The following is a 17093-nucleotide window of genomic DNA, read 5'->3' on the forward strand; positions in this document are numbered from 1 at the left end:
TGGACACGACCGAGGACCACGCCCCGCGGTCCGCGCGGACGTGGCCCTCGGACGGCCCGGTCAGCGGCGCTGCTCGGCGCGCAGCACCTCGAGGCGCTGAAGGTACTCGGACTCGTCGATCTCGCCCCGCGCGTACCGCTCGCGGAGCACTCCCTCCGCGCCGGCGCCCCTGAATTCGCCCCACGGCCGACGCCACCAGAGGCGGCGCGCGAACACGAAGAAGAGGACGACGACGAGGAGCCAGAACAGCGGGATGAGCAGGAACCACGGCCCGAACCAGATTCCGGGCCACGCGACGGTGTCCGCCGCGACGGAGAGTGCAGTCATGGGATGCCCCCTTGGGTCTCTTCGGCTGGCCTTCAGCCGTGATTCCAGTCTTCGCGGCGGAGCCCGCCCGCGCGTCCGCCGGCCGGAGTGACTTGACCCAGCCCGTCTACTCTGCCGGGAACACCCCGGCGCACTCCCTGCGCGCCCGGCCGAGCACCCCGCGCACCGGGACAGGCGAGTTCAGCCGAGCCAGCCCGGGCGGACGAGGCCGGATTCGTACGCGAGGACGACGAGCTGGGCACGGTCGCGCAGGCCGAGCTTCGTCATGGCCCGCGAGACGTGCGTCTTGGCCGTCAGCGGCGTGATGAAGAGCCGCTCGGCGATCTCCGCATTGTTGAGCCCATGCCCGACGAGCGCGACTACCTCGCGCTCCCGCTCGGTGAGGAGGCCGACGTCGGTGGGCTGCGATGCGTGCGATGGCCGCTGCTCGGCCGCGAGGCGCTCAAGGAGGCGCCGCGTGACCGACGGCGACAGCATCGCATCGCCCTCATGCACCGATCGGACCGCGCGGACGAGCTCGTCCGGCTCGGTGTCCTTCACGAGGAAGCCGCTCGCGCCCGCCCGGATGGCGCCCGTGACGTACTCGTCGAGCTCGAACGTCGTCAGGATGATGACGCGCACGCCCTCGGGGCGCGAGGCGAGGATCGTCCGCGTGGCCTCGAGGCCGTCTCCCCCGGGCATACGAATGTCCATGAGGACGACATCCGGCACAAGCCGCGCCGCCTCCGCGACGGCCTCGGCACCCGTTCCGGCCTCCCCCACAACCTCCATGTCCGGCTCGGCGTCGAGGAGGGCCCGGAAGCCCGCACGGAGGAGGGCCTGATCGTCGGCGATGAGGATCCGGATCACGCGACCCCTCCCCCGGCCTGGCGTGCCTCGGGGAGCTCCGCGCGGACGTGCAGCCCGCCGTCGTCCGCTAGCTCGAGCCTGCCGCCGGCGGCCTCGACTCGCTCACGCATGCCGCGGAGCCCAGAACCCGGCGCGGCCCCGCGCAGCCCCGCGCCGTCGTCGTGGATGTCGACGACGACGCTGCCGCCCTCGCGCGCGAGCCGCACCGAGACGCGGTGCGCGCCCGCGTGCCGCACGGCGTTCGTGAGCGCCTCCTGCACCACGCGGTAGGCGACCCGCTGGAGGGCGGGCGACGGCGGCGGGTCGAGCCGTACGTCGAGCGTCGCCTCGAGGCCCAAGCCGCGGGCGTCCTCGACGAGGGACGGAATGCGTTCGAGCGGCTCGCCGGGGGTCACGGGGACGTCCTGGCGGAGGACGCCGAGCAGCTCGCGGACCTCGCCGAGCGCCTCGTGGCTCGCCTCCTTGATCGCCTCGAGCGCGGGGCGGAGCTCCTCGGGCCGGCGGTCCGCGAGATGCAGCGCCACGCTCGCCCGCACGTTGATGAGGGAGAGCGAATGCGCGACGACGTCGTGGATGTCACGCGCAAGCTCGAGCCGCTCCTGGTCGCGCGCCTCGCGCCGCCGCGCCTCCCACTCTCGGCGCCGCTCGGCCACGCGCTCCCGCCGGACGCGGAGGCCCTCGCCGACGAGGAGGACGACGACGGTCCACGCCGCGACCGCTGCAGCACGGATCCACTCCCCGCTCGCGATCGCGACCGCTCCGGCGGCCACGACGAGCGCACCGCCCACGGTCCACGTCCACCGGCGCGCGCGCGCCGCCGTCGCCCAGACGAGCGCGAGCACTGGCGAGACGAGGATCGGGCCCCACGGGTACCCGAGCGCGAAGTATCCGAGGGTGACGGCGACGATCGCCGTCGCCGCCGGGCCGGGCCAGAGGCGGAGGAGGAGCAAGAGCCCGGGGCCCGCGGCGAGGAGGATGACGGCGAGGGCGTCAAGGGGCCGCGCCTCGGGCTGGCGGAGGGCCGCGACATGGGTTCCGACGATCTGGATGAGAGCGAGGACGACGGCGGCCGCTACCCGCAGCGACCATGGCGCGCGGCGCGGCCGCCATCCGCCGGACCAGGGTCCGGGCGCGGGCCACGTCGCGCGGTGTCCCGCGTGATCCTCGCCCGATGCCCGCATGAGGCGAGCCTACGCGCCTGGGCGGGCTGCGGCGTCGCCCGCTCGGCGCAGCCAGGGCTACTCCGCAGGGAGCATTCCGCGCGCCTCAGAGGGCTTCGCCGCGCATTGTTGCCCGATAGCGCCGAGCGTAGCGTGATTTGTGTCACACCCCAGCAAGGAGGATCCCATGAGCAGGCGCATTTCCCGGTGGAAGGCCGTCGCGGCGGCAGTCGCTGCGCTGACGTTGACGAGCATTCCCGCCGCGCTCGCCAACCCCGGAGGTGTCCCGGCGATCCCGCTCAACTCCGAGCAGGAGACCACCGGCTCGACGAGCCCGGCATCCGGCTTCTTCACCTACACGATCAACGGAACCGAGTTCTGCTACACGCTCCAGGTTCGCGACCTGACCGAGCCCGCGATCGGCGCCCACGTCCACGTCGCGCCCCGCAACGTGCCCGGGCCGATCGTCATCCCGCTCACGCCCGGGTCCGGAACCAGCTGGTCCGTCAGCGCGTGCACCACGGCGAGCGCCGACTTGCTGTCGGCCATCTCCGCCGACCCGGACGCCTACTACGTGAACGTCCACACGCACATGTGGCCGGGAGGCGAGATCCGGGGGCAGCTCAAGTAAACGAATGTCCCCATCGGCTCCCCAGGCTCGTCCCTCGTGAGCCGATGGGGACAGTCGATGGGGATCAGGCGCGCGCGGCCTCGCGTTCGGCGGCCTCGACCACGTTGGTCATGAGGAGGGCCACCGTCATGGGGCCCACGCCGCCGGGGTTCGGCGAGATGTAGCCCGCGACGTCAGCCACGCGAGGATCGACGTCGCCGTAGACCTTCGACCTGCCGCCGTTCGGATCGTCCTCGCGGGTCACGCCGACGTCGAGCACCGCCGCACCCGGCTTGACATCCTCGGGCTTGACGATGTGCTTGACGCCCGCCGCAGCGACGATCACGTCTGCCCGGCGCAGGTGCTCCGAGAGGTCTTGCGTGCCCGTGTGCGTGATCGTCACCGTCGCGTTGATCTCACGCCGCGTGAGCAGGAGCGGCATCGGGCGGCCGATCGTCACGCCGCGCCCGACGACGACGACGTGCTTGCCGTTGAGGTCGTAGCCGTTGCGCACGAGGAGCTCGATGACACCCCGCGGAGTGCACGGAAGCGGCGTCTCGATCGTGCCGCTCACGTTGAGCACAAGCCGGCCGAGGTTCGTCGGGTGGAGGCCGTCGGCGTCCTTGGCCGGGTCGATGCGCTCGAGGATCGCGTCCGTGTCGAGGTGCTTCGGCAGCGGGAGCTGCACGATGTACCCGTGACAGGTGGGGTCCGCGTTGAGCTCGTCGATGAGGGCCTCGACCTGCTCCTGCGTCGCGTCCGCGGGCAGCTCCTTCTGGATCGAGTTCATCCCGATCGCGACGGACTGCTTGTGCTTCATGCCGACGTAGAGCTGCGAGGCGGGGTCGGCGCCCACGAGCACGGTCGCGATGCCGGGCGTGACGCCCTTGGCCTTGAGGGCAGCGACCCGCTCCGTGAGCTCGGCCTTGATCGCGGCCGAGGCTGCGCGCCCGTCGAGGATGGTGGCGCGGCCGGAATCAGTTGAGGTCATCGGGGCGCTCACCACTCCTCGTGGCCCGGGTAGAGCGGGAAGTCCGCGGCGAGCTTGTCGACGCGGGCGCGGAGCGACTCGAGATCAGCCCCGCCCTTGAGCGCGGTTGCGATGATGTCCGCGACCTCGGTGAACTCGTTCGCGCCGAAGCCGCGCGTCGCGAGCGCCGGCGTGCCGATGCGGAGGCCGGACGTGACCATGGGCGGGCGGGGGTCGAACGGCACGGCGTTGCGGTTGACCGTGATGCCGACCTCGTGGAGGAGGTCCTCGGCCTGCTGGCCGTCGAGCTGCGAATTGCGGAGGTCCACGAGGACGAGGTGCACGTCGGTGCCGCCCGTGAGGACCGAGACGCCGGCATCCGCGACGTCCGTTTGGTTGAGGCGGTCCGCGATGATGCGGGCACCCTCGAGCACGCGCTCCTGGCGCTCCTTGAACTCCGCCGAGCCCGCGATCTTGAACGCCACGGCCTTCGCCGCGATGACGTGCATGAGCGGGCCGCCCTGCTGGCCCGGGAAGACGTTCGAGTTGAGCTTCTTGCCGAACTCCTCCTTCGCGAGGATCACGCCCGAACGGGGGCCCGCGAGGGTCTTGTGCACGGTCGAGGTCACGACGTGCGAGTGCGGCACCGGGCTCGGGTGCAGGCCCGCGGCGACGAGGCCCGCGAAGTGCGCCATGTCCGTCCAGAGGAACGCGCCGACCTCGTCCGCGATCGAGCGGAACGCGGCGAAGTCGAGGTGGCGCGGGTACGCGGACCAGCCCGCGATGATGACGTTGGGCCGCTCGGCAAGGGCCTGCTCGCGGAGCTTGTCCATGTCGACGCGGAACGTGTCCTGCTCGACCTGGTACGCGGCGACCTGGTACAGCTTGCCCGAGAAGTTGAGCTTCATGCCGTGCGTGAGGTGGCCGCCGTGGGCGAGGGAGAGGCCCAGGATCTTGTCCCCCGGGTTGATGAGGGCGGAGAGGGCGGCGGCGTTGGCCTGGGCGCCCGAGTGCGGCTGGACGTTGGCAAACTCGGCGCCGAAGAGCTCCTTGACGCGGGCGATCGCGAGGTTCTCGGCGACGTCCACGTACTCGCAGCCGCCGTAGTAGCGCTTTCCGGGGTAGCCCTCGGCGTACTTGTTGGTCAGGACCGAACCCTGCGCCTCCATGACGGCGCGGGGCGCGAAGTTCTCGGACGCGATCATCTCGAGCGTGCCGCGCTGGCGGCCCAGCTCCTGCTCGAGGACTGCCGCGATCTCGGGATCGACGTCGGCGAGGGGGAGGTTGCTGACGGAGGACACGGTGGGATTCGTGGTGGTCACGGGAATCTCCTGGGTTGGGCTCGGCTGCTACTGGTCAGGCTACCGGCCGTCGCACCCCGGCTGGAACTTGCTTTCGGGGCATGACGACGCGGTGATGCTCGACCCCCGGCCCAGGCGTACGACCCGCGGTGTCCCAGTGCCCCACGCCCGGCGAAAGCCGTAACTTCCACCGCGGCAGAGACGCGCCGCTTCCCGGTGGTGACCCACCCAACGCCAGTCGCGACGGGACTCAGTCTAGCGCGGGGCGGGCGGGAACACTCTTGCGTTGCTCATGGTTACCGAGGTGGTTGACGTGTCAAGGAATGGAGGCAGCGTGGAGTCGCTCAAGGCGGTAGTGATCGGGGCCGGCCAGGCGGGGCTCAGCGCAGCCTACTGGCTCCAGCGCAGAGGCCTGCGCCCGTGGGACGACTTCGTGGTCCTCGACGCCAACGACGGCCCCGGCGGTGCCTGGCGCCATCGGTGGGCCGCCCTCACGTTCGATGCCGCCCACGGCCTCCACCCCCTCCCCGGCCTCCCGCTCGAGGCACCCGACCCCGCCGAACCGAGCTCCGCCGTCGTCGGCCGCTACTACGGCGAGTACGAGCGCACCTTCGCGCTGCCCATCGTGCGGCCCACGCGGGTTGCGTCGGTGAGCAGGGCAGACAACGAAGCGGACGACGGCGCCGCCCTCCTCGTGCGCGCGGACGATGGGCAGTCTTGGCTCGCCGAAACAGTCATCAACGCGACCGGCACGTGGGACCGGCCCCACTGGCCGCACTACCGGGGGCAGGAGCTCTTCCGCGGGCGCCAGCTCCACACCCACGACTTCGTGAGCGCCGAGAAGTTCCGCGGGCAGCGCGTGCTCGTGGTGGGCGGCGGGACATCGGCCCTCCAGTTCCTCCTCCAGCTCGACGCCGCCGGCGCAACAACGTTCTGGTCCACGCGCCGCCCGCCCGAGTTCCGCACGGCGCCGTTCGACGCGAATTGGGGTATCGACGTCGAACGGCGCGTCGGCGAACGCACGCGCGCGGGCCTGCCGCCGCTCAGCGTCGTCGCCGCCACGGGACTGCCGCTCACGGAGCAGTACCGCGCGGGAATCGACGCCGGGGTGCTCGTCTCCCGGGGGCCCCTCGAGCGAATCACGGCCGACGGCGCGATCCTCGCCGACGGCACCGAGCTCCGGCTCGACGCCATCCTGTGGGCAACCGGCTTCCGCGCGTCGCTCGGCCACCTCGCGCCGCTTCGCCTTCGCGAGCCGGGCGGCGGGGTTCTCATGGCCGACGACGGCGTGACCGTCGTGCGCGAGCCGCGCCTCTTCCTCGTCGGGTACGGCGCGTCAGCCTCGACCATCGGGGCGACCAGGGCGGGGAGGGCCGCGGCGATCGCAGCGCTGCGGGCGCTCGCGCCGGAGAGGGCAGAACAGGTCCGCGAAACCGCATAGCCTATAAGGCGTGGTACGCAACTCCTTCATCGTGACGCTCTCCTGCCCCGACCGACCGGGAATCGTGCACGCCGTCTCGGGCGCGCTCCTCGAGGCGGGGTGCAACATCGCCGAGTCTCGCCAGTACGAGAGCCCCGAGACGGGGACGTTCTTCATGCGGGTCACGGTCGAGACGGACGCCTCGCGGGCGGAACTCGAGACGTCCCTCGCGCCCGTGGCCCTCGCGTTCGGCATGAAGCTCGGCCTCTACACGAACGGCGAGCCGGTCCGCACGCTCATCATGTGCTCGAAGGACGGCCGCACCCTCAACGACCTCCTCTTCCAGCAGCGCACGGGCACCCTCCCCATCGAGGTCCCCGTGATCGTCTCGAACCACACCGACCTCGCGCCGATGGCCGAGTTCTACGGCGTGCCCTTCGTGCACCTTCCTGTCACGTCCGCGACCAAGGCCGAGGCGGAGGCGAAGCTCCTCGCGCTTGTCGAGGAGCACGGGATCGAGCTCGTCGTGCTCGCGAGGTACATGCAGATCCTCTCCGACGATCTCTGCCGCGCCCTCGAGGGCCGCGCGATCAACATCCACCACTCGTTCCTGCCCTCGTTCAAGGGCGCGAAGCCGTACCACCAGGCGCATGCGCGCGGCGTCAAGATCATCGGCGCGACGGCCCACTACGTCACGGCGGCGCTCGACGAGGGGCCGATCATCGAGCAGGAAGTCATCCGCGTGGACCATTCGCGGACTCCGGAGCAGTTCGTCCGGCTGGGGCGCGACGTCGAGGGCCGGACGCTGTGCCGCGCCGTCCAGTGGCACGCCGAGCACCGGGTGCTGCTCGATGGGGCCCGCACGGTCGTCTTCGACTGATCCCGGTCAGGGGCACCTGCCGCGGGTGCAACCGACGTCAGAGGGCGGCGATCGCCTTGCGGTGGGCCCGCGCGAGGTCCACGTAGTGGGCGGCGTTGCGGTGCACGCCCTGGACCTCGTCGTCGCTGAGCTCGCGGCGCACCTTCGCGGGCACGCCGGCCACGAGGGAGCGCGGCGGCACGACCGTGCCTTCGAGGACGACGGCGCCCGCCGCCACGAGCGACCCCTCGCCGATGACGGCCCCGTTCATGATGGTCGCGCTCATGCCGACGAGCACGTTGTCCTCGACGGTGCACCCGTGGACGACGGCGTTGTGCCCGATCGAGACACCCGCGCCCACTGTGCAGGGGAAGCCGGGATCGGCGTGCAGCACCACGTTGTCCTGAAGGTTGGTGCCCGCGCCGACGACGATGGTGGCCGTGTCCGCGCGCACGGACACGCCGTAGAAGGCGCTCGACCGCTCGGCGAGATGCGCATCGCCGATGATGCTCGCGGTCGGGGCGACGAAGGCGCTCGGATGGATGTCGGGGCGCTTGCCCCCGAAGTCGATGACTGGTGCCATGGCCCAAGACTAACCAAGACCAATGGGCCTCTGACGAGCCACGTCTTTCCGCCACAATTTGGACTTTTGCGTTCACTTCTTGACGGCAAGCACGGTCGGGACCATGCTGTGACCCATGGTGTCCACCCTGCGCTCGACGGCGAGCGCCTCCACCAACCCGGGCTCGCAGTCCGCGCTCAGGCGGCTCAACGAGCAGCGCATCGTGGAGGCGCTCATGGCCGGCCCCTCCACCCAGGCCGAGCTCTCGCGCGCCACCGGTCTCTCGACCGCCACGGTCTCGAACATCGTCAAGGTACTCCAAGAGGCCTCGATCGTCGCCACCGAGCCGACGACGAGCTCGGGCCGGAGGGCGCTCAGCGTCCGGCTCAACAGCAACAGCGCCGTGGCCGTGGGCATCGACTTCGGCCGACGCCACCTGCGCGTCGTCGTCGCCAATCTCGCCTACGACATCCTCGCCGAGGAAACCGTCTCGCTCCCCCTCGGCCACCGCGCGGACGTCGGGATCGCCGCCGCCGTCGACGTCCTCGACAGCCTGCTCGAGGACGCCGGGATCGACCGGCGGGACATCCTCGGCGTCGGCACGGGCATCCCCGGCCCGATCGACCACAGGACGGGCACCGTGGCCCAGGGGGCCATCCTGCCCGAGTGGGTGGGCTTCAACCTCCTGACCCATCTCGAGGAGACGCTCGGCCTCCCCGTGTTCGTCGACAACGACGCCAATCTGGGCGCGTTGAGCGAGGTCACGTGGGGGCCGCACGGCTCGGTCGAGAACCTCATCTTCGTCAAGATCGGCTCGGGCATCGGCGCCGGCCTCATCCTCAACGGCCAGCCGTTCTACGGGCACGTCGGCGTGACCGGCGAGATCGGGCACGCGACGATCGCCGAGCACGGCCTCGTGTGCCGCTGCGGCAACCGCGGATGTCTCGAGACGGTCGCGTCGACGACGACGATGGTCGAGCTCCTGAGCCGCGGGCGGCAGGAGCCGATCACGCCCGACGACATCGTGCACCAAGCCCTCGCGCACGACCCCGCGACGCTCCGCGTGATCGATGACGCCGGGCTCGCCGTCGGCCGTGCGCTCGGCAATGTCGCGAACCTCATCAACCCCGAGGTCATCGTCGTGGGCGGCCCGCTCGCGGAGCTCGGCGACCTGCTGCTAGACCCCGTGCGGCGCGGTCTCCGACGGCACGCCGTGCCGCTCATCGGGCAGACGACGACGGTCGCGATGTCCGCGCTCGGGGCCCGCGCGGAGGTGCTCGGCGGCGTCGCACTCGTCTTCCAGCACGCGGACATCTCGCATCACGCGTAGACGCGATTGTATCGATTGCGTTAAAGCCTTGACGACAAGCTAGGCGAGACTGTTTACTCATTTGTCAGACGGCCTCGCCCAGCGAACGGCCGGACAACGTGGTTCGACCAGGAGGCGAAGGCATATGTCTGACCAACCTGCAATCCTGCAGATGCGATCCATCACCAAAGAGTTCCCGGGGGTCAAAGCACTCTCAGACGTCAATCTCACCGTCAAGGCCGGCGAGATCCACGCGATCTGCGGCGAGAACGGAGCGGGCAAGTCCACGCTCATGAAGGTGCTCTCGGGTGTCTACCCGTACGGAACCTACTCGGGCGACATCGTCTACCAGAGCGAGGTCCAGGAGTTCAAGGACATCCGCGCGAGCGAGCACGCGGGCATCGTGATCATCCACCAGGAGCTCGCGCTCATCCCCGAGCTCTCGATCATGGAGAACATCTTCCTCGGCAACGAGCCCGCGAAGCGCGGGATCATCGACTGGAAGGAGGCGCGGCGTCGTTCGCTGGACCTCATGGCGCGCGTCGGGCTCTCGGAGGACCCGGACACCCCGATCAAGGAGATCGGCGTCGGCAAGCAGCAGCTCGTCGAGATCGCGAAGGCCCTCAACAAGTCGGTCAAGCTCCTCATCCTCGACGAGCCCACCGCCGCGCTCAACGAAACCGACTCGCAGCACCTCCTCGACCTCATCCTGGGGCTCAAGGGCCGCGGCATCACGTCGATCATCATTTCCCACAAGCTCAACGAGATCGAGCAGATCGCGGACTCCATCACGATCATCCGCGACGGCAAGTCGATCGAGACGCTTGACGTCAAGGCTGACGGCGTGGACGAGGACCGCATCATCAAGGGCATGGTGGGCCGCACGCTCGAGTCCCGCTTCCCCGACCACACGCCTTCGATCGGCGAGGTGCTCTTCGAGGTCAAGGACTGGACGGTGCAGCACCCGACGGTCGCCGACCGCCTCGTGTGCAAGGGGTCGAACTTCTTCGTCCGCAAGGGCGAGATCGTCGGCTTCGCGGGGCTCATGGGAGCCGGGCGCACCGAACTCGCACGCTCGATCTTCGGCCACTCCTACGGGAAGTTCCTCGGCGGCCGGACCTTCATGCACGGCAAGGAGGTCAAGATGCACAACGTCACCCAGGCCATCGACGCAGGCCTCGGCTACGTGACCGAAGACCGCAAGACCCTGGGCCTGAACCTGCTCGACGACATCAAGTCGACGACCGTCGCCGCCGCGCTCAAGAAGATCACGCGAGGCCTCGTCGTCGACGAGAACCGCGAATACCAGGTGGCCGAGGAGTACCGGAAGTCGCTCCGCACCAAGACCCCGAGCGTCGACGAGGGGGTGGCGAAGCTCTCGGGTGGCAACCAGCAGAAGGTCGTCCTCGCGAAGTGGATGTTCACCGACCCCGAGCTCCTCATCCTCGACGAGCCCACGCGCGGCATCGACGTCGGCGCCAAGTACGAGATCTACGGAATCATCCAGCGCCTCGCCAACCAGGGCAAGGGAGTCATCGTCATCTCCTCGGAGCTGCCCGAGCTGCTCGGCCTCTCGGACCGCATCTACACGATTTTCGAGGGAGCGATCACGGGCGTCCTCGACAAGGAGGAGGCCACGCAGGAAAGCCTTATGAAGCTCATGACCCAAGCCCGCAAGAACGCAGCCTGAAGCAGGAAGAGAGCCAAGGAAAGACCATGGACGCGCTCAAAAAGCTCTTCGGCGGGAACACCCGCCAGTTCGGCATGATCTTCGCGCTCGTCGCGCTGATCATCCTGTTCCAGATCCTCACCGGCGGGCTGACCCTCACGCCGGACAACGTCATCAACCTGTTCAACGGCAACTCCTACATCCTCATCCTCGCGATCGGCATGGTCCTCGTGATCATCGCGGGCCACATCGACCTCTCCGTCGGCTCGATCGCCGCGTCGGTCGGCATCATCGTCGCCATCACGATGCGCGACTGGCATCTGCCCACGTGGATCGGGATCCTCTTCGGCCTCGTCATCGGTGCGGTCATCGGCGTGTGGCAGGGCTTCTGGGTTGCCTACATCGGCATCCCCGCCTTCATCGTCACCCTCGCCGGCATGCTCATCTTCCGCGGGCTCAACCAGTTCATCGGCCAGTCCAACACCGTGCCGGTCCCCTCGGACTTCCAGTACATCGGCGCGGGCTACCTCCCCGAGATCGGCCCCGACACCGGCTACAACAACCTCACGCTCCTCATCGGGCTCATCGGCGCCGCCGCCGTCGTCTACTTCGAGCTCCGCAGCCGCGCCTCGGCCAAGGCACTCGGCGCCGACGTCCCCGAGATGTGGGTCACCGTGACCAAGCTCGTGCTCATCAGCGCGGCGATCCTCTACGCGACGTACCTCTTCGCGACGGGCCGCCCCGGCACGTCCTTCCCGATCCCCGGCCTCATCCTCGGCGTCCTTGTGCTCCTGTACGGCTTCGTCTCGTCGAAGACGATCATCGGCCGCCACGTCTACGCCGTGGGCGGCAATCGCCACGCGGCCGAGCTCTCCGGCGTCCAGTCGAAGAAGATCAACTTCCTCGTCATGATGAACATGGCCATCCTCGCCGCCCTCGCAGGCATGGTCTTCGTGGGCCGCTCGACGGCGTCGGGCCCGTTCGACGGCACCGGCTGGGAGCTCGACGCGATCGCGGCCGTGTTCATCGGCGGCGCCGCCGTAACCGGCGGCGTGGGAACCGTCATCGGCTCGATCGTCGGTGGCCTCGTCATGGCCGTCCTCAACAACGGCCTCCAGCTCCTCGGCATCGGCGCCGACCGCACCGCGATCATCAAGGGCCTCGTGCTCCTCGCCGCCGTCGCCTTCGACGTCTACAACAAGTCCCAGGGCCGGAAGTCGATCATCGGCCTCCTCATGCGCAACGGCGGCCGCGGCGTCCCCGCCCAGCCCGACGAGACGACGAAGACGAGCGAGGTCGTGGCCAAGGAGGCCTGACCGCCGTTCTTCCTTCCCGCCCACACCATTAGATTTCCCCACCGGAAACCACAGAAAGCGAAACACCATGCGAATGTTTGGCAAGGCAGGAAAGGCAGCAGCAGTCGCTGCCATCGCAGCATTGGCGCTGACCGCCTGCGGTCGCTCGGAAAGCTCGTCCAGCGCGTCGAGCGGCGCAGCGGCCGGGTTCGCGCAGAACTCCGTCATCGGCGTCGCCCTCCCCCAGAAGACCTCCGAGAACTGGGTCCTCGCCGAGGGCCTGTTCAACGACGGGCTCAAGAGCGCGGGCTTCAACGCGGACGTCCAGTTCGCCAACGGCGGCGTCACCGAGCAGCAGAACCAGATCTCCGCCATGGTCACGAAGGGCGCCAAGGTCATCATCGTCGGCGCGATCGACGGCTCCCAGCTCGGCACCCAGCTCGCCCAGGCCAAGGCCGCGGGCGCGACCGTCATCGCGTACGACCGCCTCGTCAAGAACACCGACGCCGTCGACTACTACGTCGCGTACGACAACTTCAAGGTCGGCGTCCTGCAGGGCCAGGCGCTCCTGCAGGGCATGCAGGCCAAGAAGCCGAACGGCCCGTACAACGTCGAGCTCTTCGCGGGCTCCCCGGATGACGCGAACGCGAAGGTCTTCTTCGACGGCGCGATGAGCGTCCTCCAGCCGAAGATCGACGACGGCACGCTCAAGGTCGTCTCGGGCCAGAAGGCGTTCGACCAGGTCGTCACGCAGGGCTGGAAGGCCGAGAACGCCCAGAAGCGCATGGACACGCTCCTCGCCGCGAACTACAACAGCACGACGCTCGACGGCGTGCTCTCGCCGAACGACACCCTCGCCCGCGCCATCCTCACGTCCGTCAAGAGCGCCGGCAAGCCGATCCCGGTCGTCACGGGCCAGGACTCCGAGGTCGAGTCGGTCAAGTCGATCATGGCGGGCGAGCAGTACTCGACGATCAACAAGGACACGCGCAACCTCGTGGCCAAGGCGATCGACATGGTCAAGAAGCTCCAGGCCGGCCAGAAGCCGGACGTGAACGATGACAAGTCCTACAACAACGGCAACAAGGTGGTTCCCGCGTTCCTCCTCCCGCCGGTCATCGTCACGAAGGCGAACGCCAAGGACGCCTACGCGAACGATCCGACGCTGAGCAAGCTCACGTCCTAGTCGCGTCGGCAGACCCGACCCGCAGCACGGCGGCCGTCCCCACTCGAGGGGGCGGCCGCCGTCGTTCGTCGTGAGCGGACGGGAGCGCGCGCTCAGCCCCAGAAGCCCGGAATCCGGACCGGACGCGTGAAAGGATGGGCCGTATGACGCGTCACATCCAGCACCCGTGGCTCTCGCTCCAGGACAACACGGACCCGCTCGCGGCCACCGGCAAGACCGTGCGGTGGGGCGTCGCGGCGACCGGCGGGATCGCGCGCACCGTCGTGCGGGACCTCGCGATGCTCCAGGACGTGACGCTCCAGGGGGTGAGCTCGCGCGATGTCGAGCGCGCGGCGGACTTCGCGCGCGAGTTCGGCTTCCGGCGGCACTACGCGGACGACGGCGGAGTGCCCGGCTACGTGGCCCTCGCGCAGGATCCGGACGTGGACATCGTGTACGTCGCGACACCGCACGCCCAGCACTACGAGGTTGCGAAGGCCGTGATCGAGGCCGGGAAGCACGTCCTCGTCGAGAAGGCGTTCACGGTCAACGCGCACGAGGCGCACGAGCTCGTGGAGCTCGCGAAGGCGCGTGGGGTCTTCCTCATGGAGGCCGTGTGGTCGAGGTTCCTGCCCTCGATGCAGCGCGCGTTCGAGATCGCCGAGTCCGGAGAGATCGGCGAGGTCCAGTGGGTCTCGGCGGACCTCGGCTTCCCCGCGCCGAAAGACCCCTCGAACCGCATCTGGGCCGTCGAATCGGGTGGCGGGGCGCTCCTCGACCTCACGGTGTACCCGCTCCTGTGGGCCGTCGGGACGCTCGGCTTCCCCGATTCCCTCACGGCCCTCGGCAGCCTCAATGCCGATGGAGTGGACGAGCAGAACGTCCTCGCCCTCGGCTACGGCGGCGGCCAGCTCGCGACGCTCACGTCCTCGCTCGTCGCGCACGGCCCCCGCGCCGCGACCGTGGCCGGCTCCGAGGGAGTCCTGACCACGGTCGGGAGCATCAACAATCCGAGAGACCTCGTGGTGCGGCGCGGCTGGGATCCGCCGCGCACGGAGAAGTTCGACGTCGTGGGCCGCGGCTACGTCTACGAGCTGCGCGAGGCGACACGCTGCGTCCAGCAGGGCGTCCTGGAGAGCCCGACGATGCCCTGGTCCCACACGCTCAGCACGATGCGGCTCTTCGACGGCGTGCGGCGCCAGCTCGGCGTGCGGTATCCCAACGACGAGCGCGCGTCCCGATAGGGCTCTCTCAGAAACTTTCGCTAATCCGCATCTGGCGTATGCAAATGTGACGGCCTTACCATGGCCGCGTTGCGTGCGTGACAGCCCAGCCCTGAGTTGGGAGGTGGGACGTGCGGTTGACGCCAGCGACTTGGGCTCGAGCCCTCACGTTCCTGCGCCTTCTCGGCCTCGCGGGAGGGCTCGGCCTCGCATGGCTGCTTCTGGGCGGCGCCGCCGCGGAGGCTTCGAGCCTTGGGCCGGGGACACCGCCGTCGCCCGTTCTCCAGACGGTCACAGCGCCCGTCGACACCGCAGCCGCCGTGGTGACCGACGTCCAGAAGGCTGCGGCCTCCGCCGTGGGGACGACGACGACGGCGCTCGCCTCGGGAGTCGCATCCGTTCCTCCCGCCGTCGCTCCCCTCCTGACGGGTCCGCTCGCGCCGGTCGCGCCCGTGGTCGATCACGCGGCGTCGAGCCTGGGCGGCGCCGTGACGACGGTCGGCACAGCCCTGGGCCAAACGGTCTCGACACCTGTGCCCCTTCCAAGCCCGTTGGGCCCCCCGCCCGCCCCCACGCCTCCGGCGCCCGCCGCACCCGCGCCCGACAACAGCGCTCCGGCCGTAGACCTGCCTGTGTTGGCGCCTGACATCCCGGTTGCCGACACCGCGTTCGGCGTCGCACCGCAATGGTTCGTGCTCGCGGCCACCACGGTTGCCGCCGAGGCGCAGCTGGCCGCAGAGACGGGCGCACCGGTGCAGCTCCCGGACGAACCCTTCGTGGTGCCACAAGTACCTGCCTCCGGGTCCGGAGGCTTCGGAGCGGGCTCAATCGGCCCTAGCGCCGCGACGCTCGCGGCCGGATGGCTCGTGGCCCTCCCGTTGCTCGTGAGCGGCCGAGCGCGGCGGCTCCGCGGCCTCGTGCCGCCCTCTCCGGCGTTCGATCCCGGATCCACTCCCGACTGAGAGGGGACGAGTCTGCCCTCAGCGGCAGACGCCTTCGTCCCCGCGCCGTCACGGCGCCACCACGTCTCATCAGGAGTCGAAACTGTGAACACCCTTATACGCCGAGTGCTCCTCGGCGCCCTCATCGCCGGCGGCCTTCTGGGCCTCGGCGAAGCGGCCGCACAGGCCGATAGCCCGCCGGTGACCACGGCCCCGATCGTGACCGTCACCGCCCCCACATCCGCCACGACCTCCGCAGGATCTGCGGCCACCGCGCCGAGCCTCACGCTCGTCGTTCCGGTGAGCATCGGAAGCGGCGCCACTGCGCCGTCGCTCCCTGTTCCTGCGGTTCCGGCGCTCCCCGCGCCGGCCGTGACGGTCCCACCGGTCACCGCGCCCGCGGTGACTGTACCCGTAGTCACCGCCCCCGTGGTCACCCTGCCCGACCTCTCCTCGCTGCAGGCTCCGACATCGACGGGCTCCGGCCCGCTCGTGTCCGGACAAGCGGTGACGAGCGACGGCGGTTCCGCATCGGCAGACGTGTCGGTGCCCGTGCCCACCACGCCGATCCTCACGGTGCAGGGATCGACGGACAACGGCGACTCGGCCCTGGCGGCCGTCTCGCTTCCGGACCTGTCTGGGCTCTCGGGCCTGCCAGGGCTCGCGGACCTGTCTGCGCTCCCAGGCCTGCCTGCGCTCCCGGACCTGTCTGGGCTCTCGGCTCCAGCTCCCGTCGGCACAGCCGAGGTCATGGCGCCGGTACCAGCCTCGGGCGCGCTGACCCTTGGCCTGCCGGGCTCGGGGCTCGCCCCTGACGGGAACCTGGCGGTCCTGCTCAACTCGGCGGCACCGGGTCCCGAGGCAGAGGCCGGTGCCGGTGCGCTCCCCGGAGCCGGGGTCGACGTCGGAACCGCTGAGGCCGGCGGCGGAACCGAAGCCGGTTCACCCGCCAGCAACGAGTCCTCGGGCGGTGCCGGCTCGTCCGAGACCGCATCCGGCGCTGCCGGTGCCAGCTCAGGCAGCGGCGAAAACCCCGCGACGGGCTCGGTCTCTAACGGGACGCTTTCCAGCGGCGCTGAACTCAATGGCGCCGGGACCGGCGGCACTGCGCCCAACGGCGCTGGGACTGGCGGCGCTGGGTCCGGCGGCTCGACCGGCGGCGGAACGGGAGCAGGGCAGGGAACCGGCATCGGACAGCCGTGCCTAGGCCCGAGCGCGTCCATCACGGATGCCGCAACAGCCCCACTCGCGCTCGCGCTGCTCCTCGCGGCGCTCGCGCTCCTTCTCGGAATCGGTATCGGGCTCGCCCAGGGCGGCATCGCCGCGCTGCGGCTGCCCGCAAAGGCGGTGACTCTGACATGAGAAACATCGGCGACTGGCCCGACCCCATGTGACCCCACCGGGGGCGCAGCCTGAACCAGGGGCTGCGACGC

Annotated in this window: 16 protein-coding genes; 10 read left to right on the forward strand and 6 right to left on the reverse strand. The window is 70.0% G+C overall.

Features of this window, described 5'->3' with window-relative positions:
- Positions 1–60 precede the first annotated feature (60 nt).
- From SPF06_RS16165 to SPF06_RS16175, 3 genes are all read right to left on the reverse strand, one after another.
- Positions 61–327, reverse strand: a complete 267-nt coding sequence (locus SPF06_RS16165) for an SHOCT domain-containing protein (RefSeq protein WP_323280155.1) — start codon at positions 325–327, stop codon at positions 61–63.
- Positions 328–507: 180 nt separating this feature from the next.
- Complete coding sequence (locus SPF06_RS16170) at positions 508–1176, reverse strand: response regulator transcription factor (RefSeq protein ID WP_323280156.1); 669 nt, start codon at positions 1174–1176, stop codon at positions 508–510.
- Positions 1173–2357: a sensor histidine kinase gene (locus tag SPF06_RS16175; RefSeq protein ID WP_323280157.1), complete on the reverse strand. Its 1185-nt coding sequence runs from the start codon at positions 2355–2357 to the stop codon at positions 1173–1175. The genes SPF06_RS16170 and SPF06_RS16175 overlap by 4 nt, the downstream gene beginning before the upstream one ends.
- 166 nt (positions 2358–2523) lie before the next feature.
- Here SPF06_RS16175 and SPF06_RS16180 point away from each other — a divergent pair, with 166 nt between their 5' ends.
- Positions 2524–2967 carry a CHRD domain-containing protein gene (locus tag SPF06_RS16180; RefSeq protein ID WP_323280158.1) on the forward strand — a complete coding sequence of 148 codons (444 nt, stop codon included), beginning with the start codon at positions 2524–2526 and terminating at the stop codon, positions 2965–2967.
- Between the two features lie 64 nt (positions 2968–3031).
- Here the strand turns inward: SPF06_RS16180 and SPF06_RS16185 are convergent, their stop codons facing one another.
- Together SPF06_RS16185 and glyA are read right to left on the reverse strand one after the other, a co-directional pair.
- Positions 3032–3937, reverse strand: coding sequence for a bifunctional methylenetetrahydrofolate dehydrogenase/methenyltetrahydrofolate cyclohydrolase (locus SPF06_RS16185; RefSeq protein ID WP_323280159.1), 906 nt, complete (start codon positions 3935–3937; stop codon positions 3032–3034).
- Between the two features lie 8 nt (positions 3938–3945).
- Positions 3946–5238, reverse strand: a complete 1293-nt coding sequence (gene glyA / locus SPF06_RS16190; protein WP_323280160.1) for a serine hydroxymethyltransferase — start codon at positions 5236–5238, stop codon at positions 3946–3948.
- A gap of 313 nt (positions 5239–5551) precedes the next feature.
- Between glyA and SPF06_RS16195 the strand changes: the two genes are divergently transcribed.
- Positions 5552–6658 carry an FAD-dependent oxidoreductase gene (locus tag SPF06_RS16195; protein WP_323280161.1) on the forward strand — a complete coding sequence of 369 codons (1107 nt, stop codon included), beginning with the start codon at positions 5552–5554 and terminating at the stop codon, positions 6656–6658.
- Positions 6659–6668: 10 nt separating this feature from the next.
- On the forward strand, positions 6669–7517 hold the full coding sequence (gene purU, locus SPF06_RS16200; RefSeq protein ID WP_323280162.1) for a formyltetrahydrofolate deformylase: 849 nt from the start codon (positions 6669–6671) through the stop codon (positions 7515–7517).
- Between the two features lie 37 nt (positions 7518–7554).
- Here purU and SPF06_RS16205 read toward each other — a convergent pair whose 3' ends face one another.
- Positions 7555–8079, reverse strand: a complete 525-nt coding sequence (locus SPF06_RS16205; RefSeq protein ID WP_323280163.1) for a gamma carbonic anhydrase family protein — start codon at positions 8077–8079, stop codon at positions 7555–7557.
- 115 nt (positions 8080–8194) lie between these two features.
- On the opposite strand from SPF06_RS16205, the gene SPF06_RS16210 reads away from it, so the two are divergent.
- From SPF06_RS16210 to SPF06_RS16240, 7 genes are all read left to right on the forward strand, one after another.
- Positions 8195–9388, forward strand: a complete 1194-nt coding sequence (locus tag SPF06_RS16210) for an ROK family transcriptional regulator (protein WP_323280164.1) — start codon at positions 8195–8197, stop codon at positions 9386–9388.
- A gap of 124 nt (positions 9389–9512) precedes the next feature.
- Positions 9513–11057: a multiple monosaccharide ABC transporter ATP-binding protein gene (gene mmsA / locus SPF06_RS16215; RefSeq protein ID WP_323280165.1), complete on the forward strand. Its 1545-nt coding sequence runs from the start codon at positions 9513–9515 to the stop codon at positions 11055–11057.
- A gap of 26 nt (positions 11058–11083) precedes the next feature.
- The gene (gene mmsB / locus SPF06_RS16220; protein ID WP_323280166.1) at positions 11084–12352 is read left to right on the forward strand and encodes a multiple monosaccharide ABC transporter permease; all 1269 of its coding nucleotides are present in this window, start codon (positions 11084–11086) and stop codon (positions 12350–12352) included.
- Positions 12353–12419: 67 nt separating this feature from the next.
- Positions 12420–13517 carry a sugar-binding protein gene (locus SPF06_RS16225; RefSeq protein WP_323280167.1) on the forward strand — a complete coding sequence of 366 codons (1098 nt, stop codon included), beginning with the start codon at positions 12420–12422 and terminating at the stop codon, positions 13515–13517.
- Between the two features lie 143 nt (positions 13518–13660).
- Positions 13661–14740: a Gfo/Idh/MocA family protein gene (locus SPF06_RS16230; protein ID WP_323280168.1), complete on the forward strand. Its 1080-nt coding sequence runs from the start codon at positions 13661–13663 to the stop codon at positions 14738–14740.
- Between the two features lie 116 nt (positions 14741–14856).
- Positions 14857–15681, forward strand: coding sequence for a hypothetical protein (locus tag SPF06_RS16235; RefSeq protein ID WP_323280169.1), 825 nt, complete (start codon positions 14857–14859; stop codon positions 15679–15681).
- Positions 15682–15765: 84 nt separating this feature from the next.
- The gene (locus SPF06_RS16240) at positions 15766–17022 is read left to right on the forward strand and encodes a hypothetical protein (protein WP_323280170.1); all 1257 of its coding nucleotides are present in this window, start codon (positions 15766–15768) and stop codon (positions 17020–17022) included.
- The last annotated feature ends 71 nt before the right edge of the window (positions 17023–17093 follow it).

Source organism: Sinomonas terricola (genome assembly GCF_034931225.1).
GTDB lineage: Bacteria > Actinomycetota > Actinomycetes > Actinomycetales > Micrococcaceae > Sinomonas > Sinomonas terricola.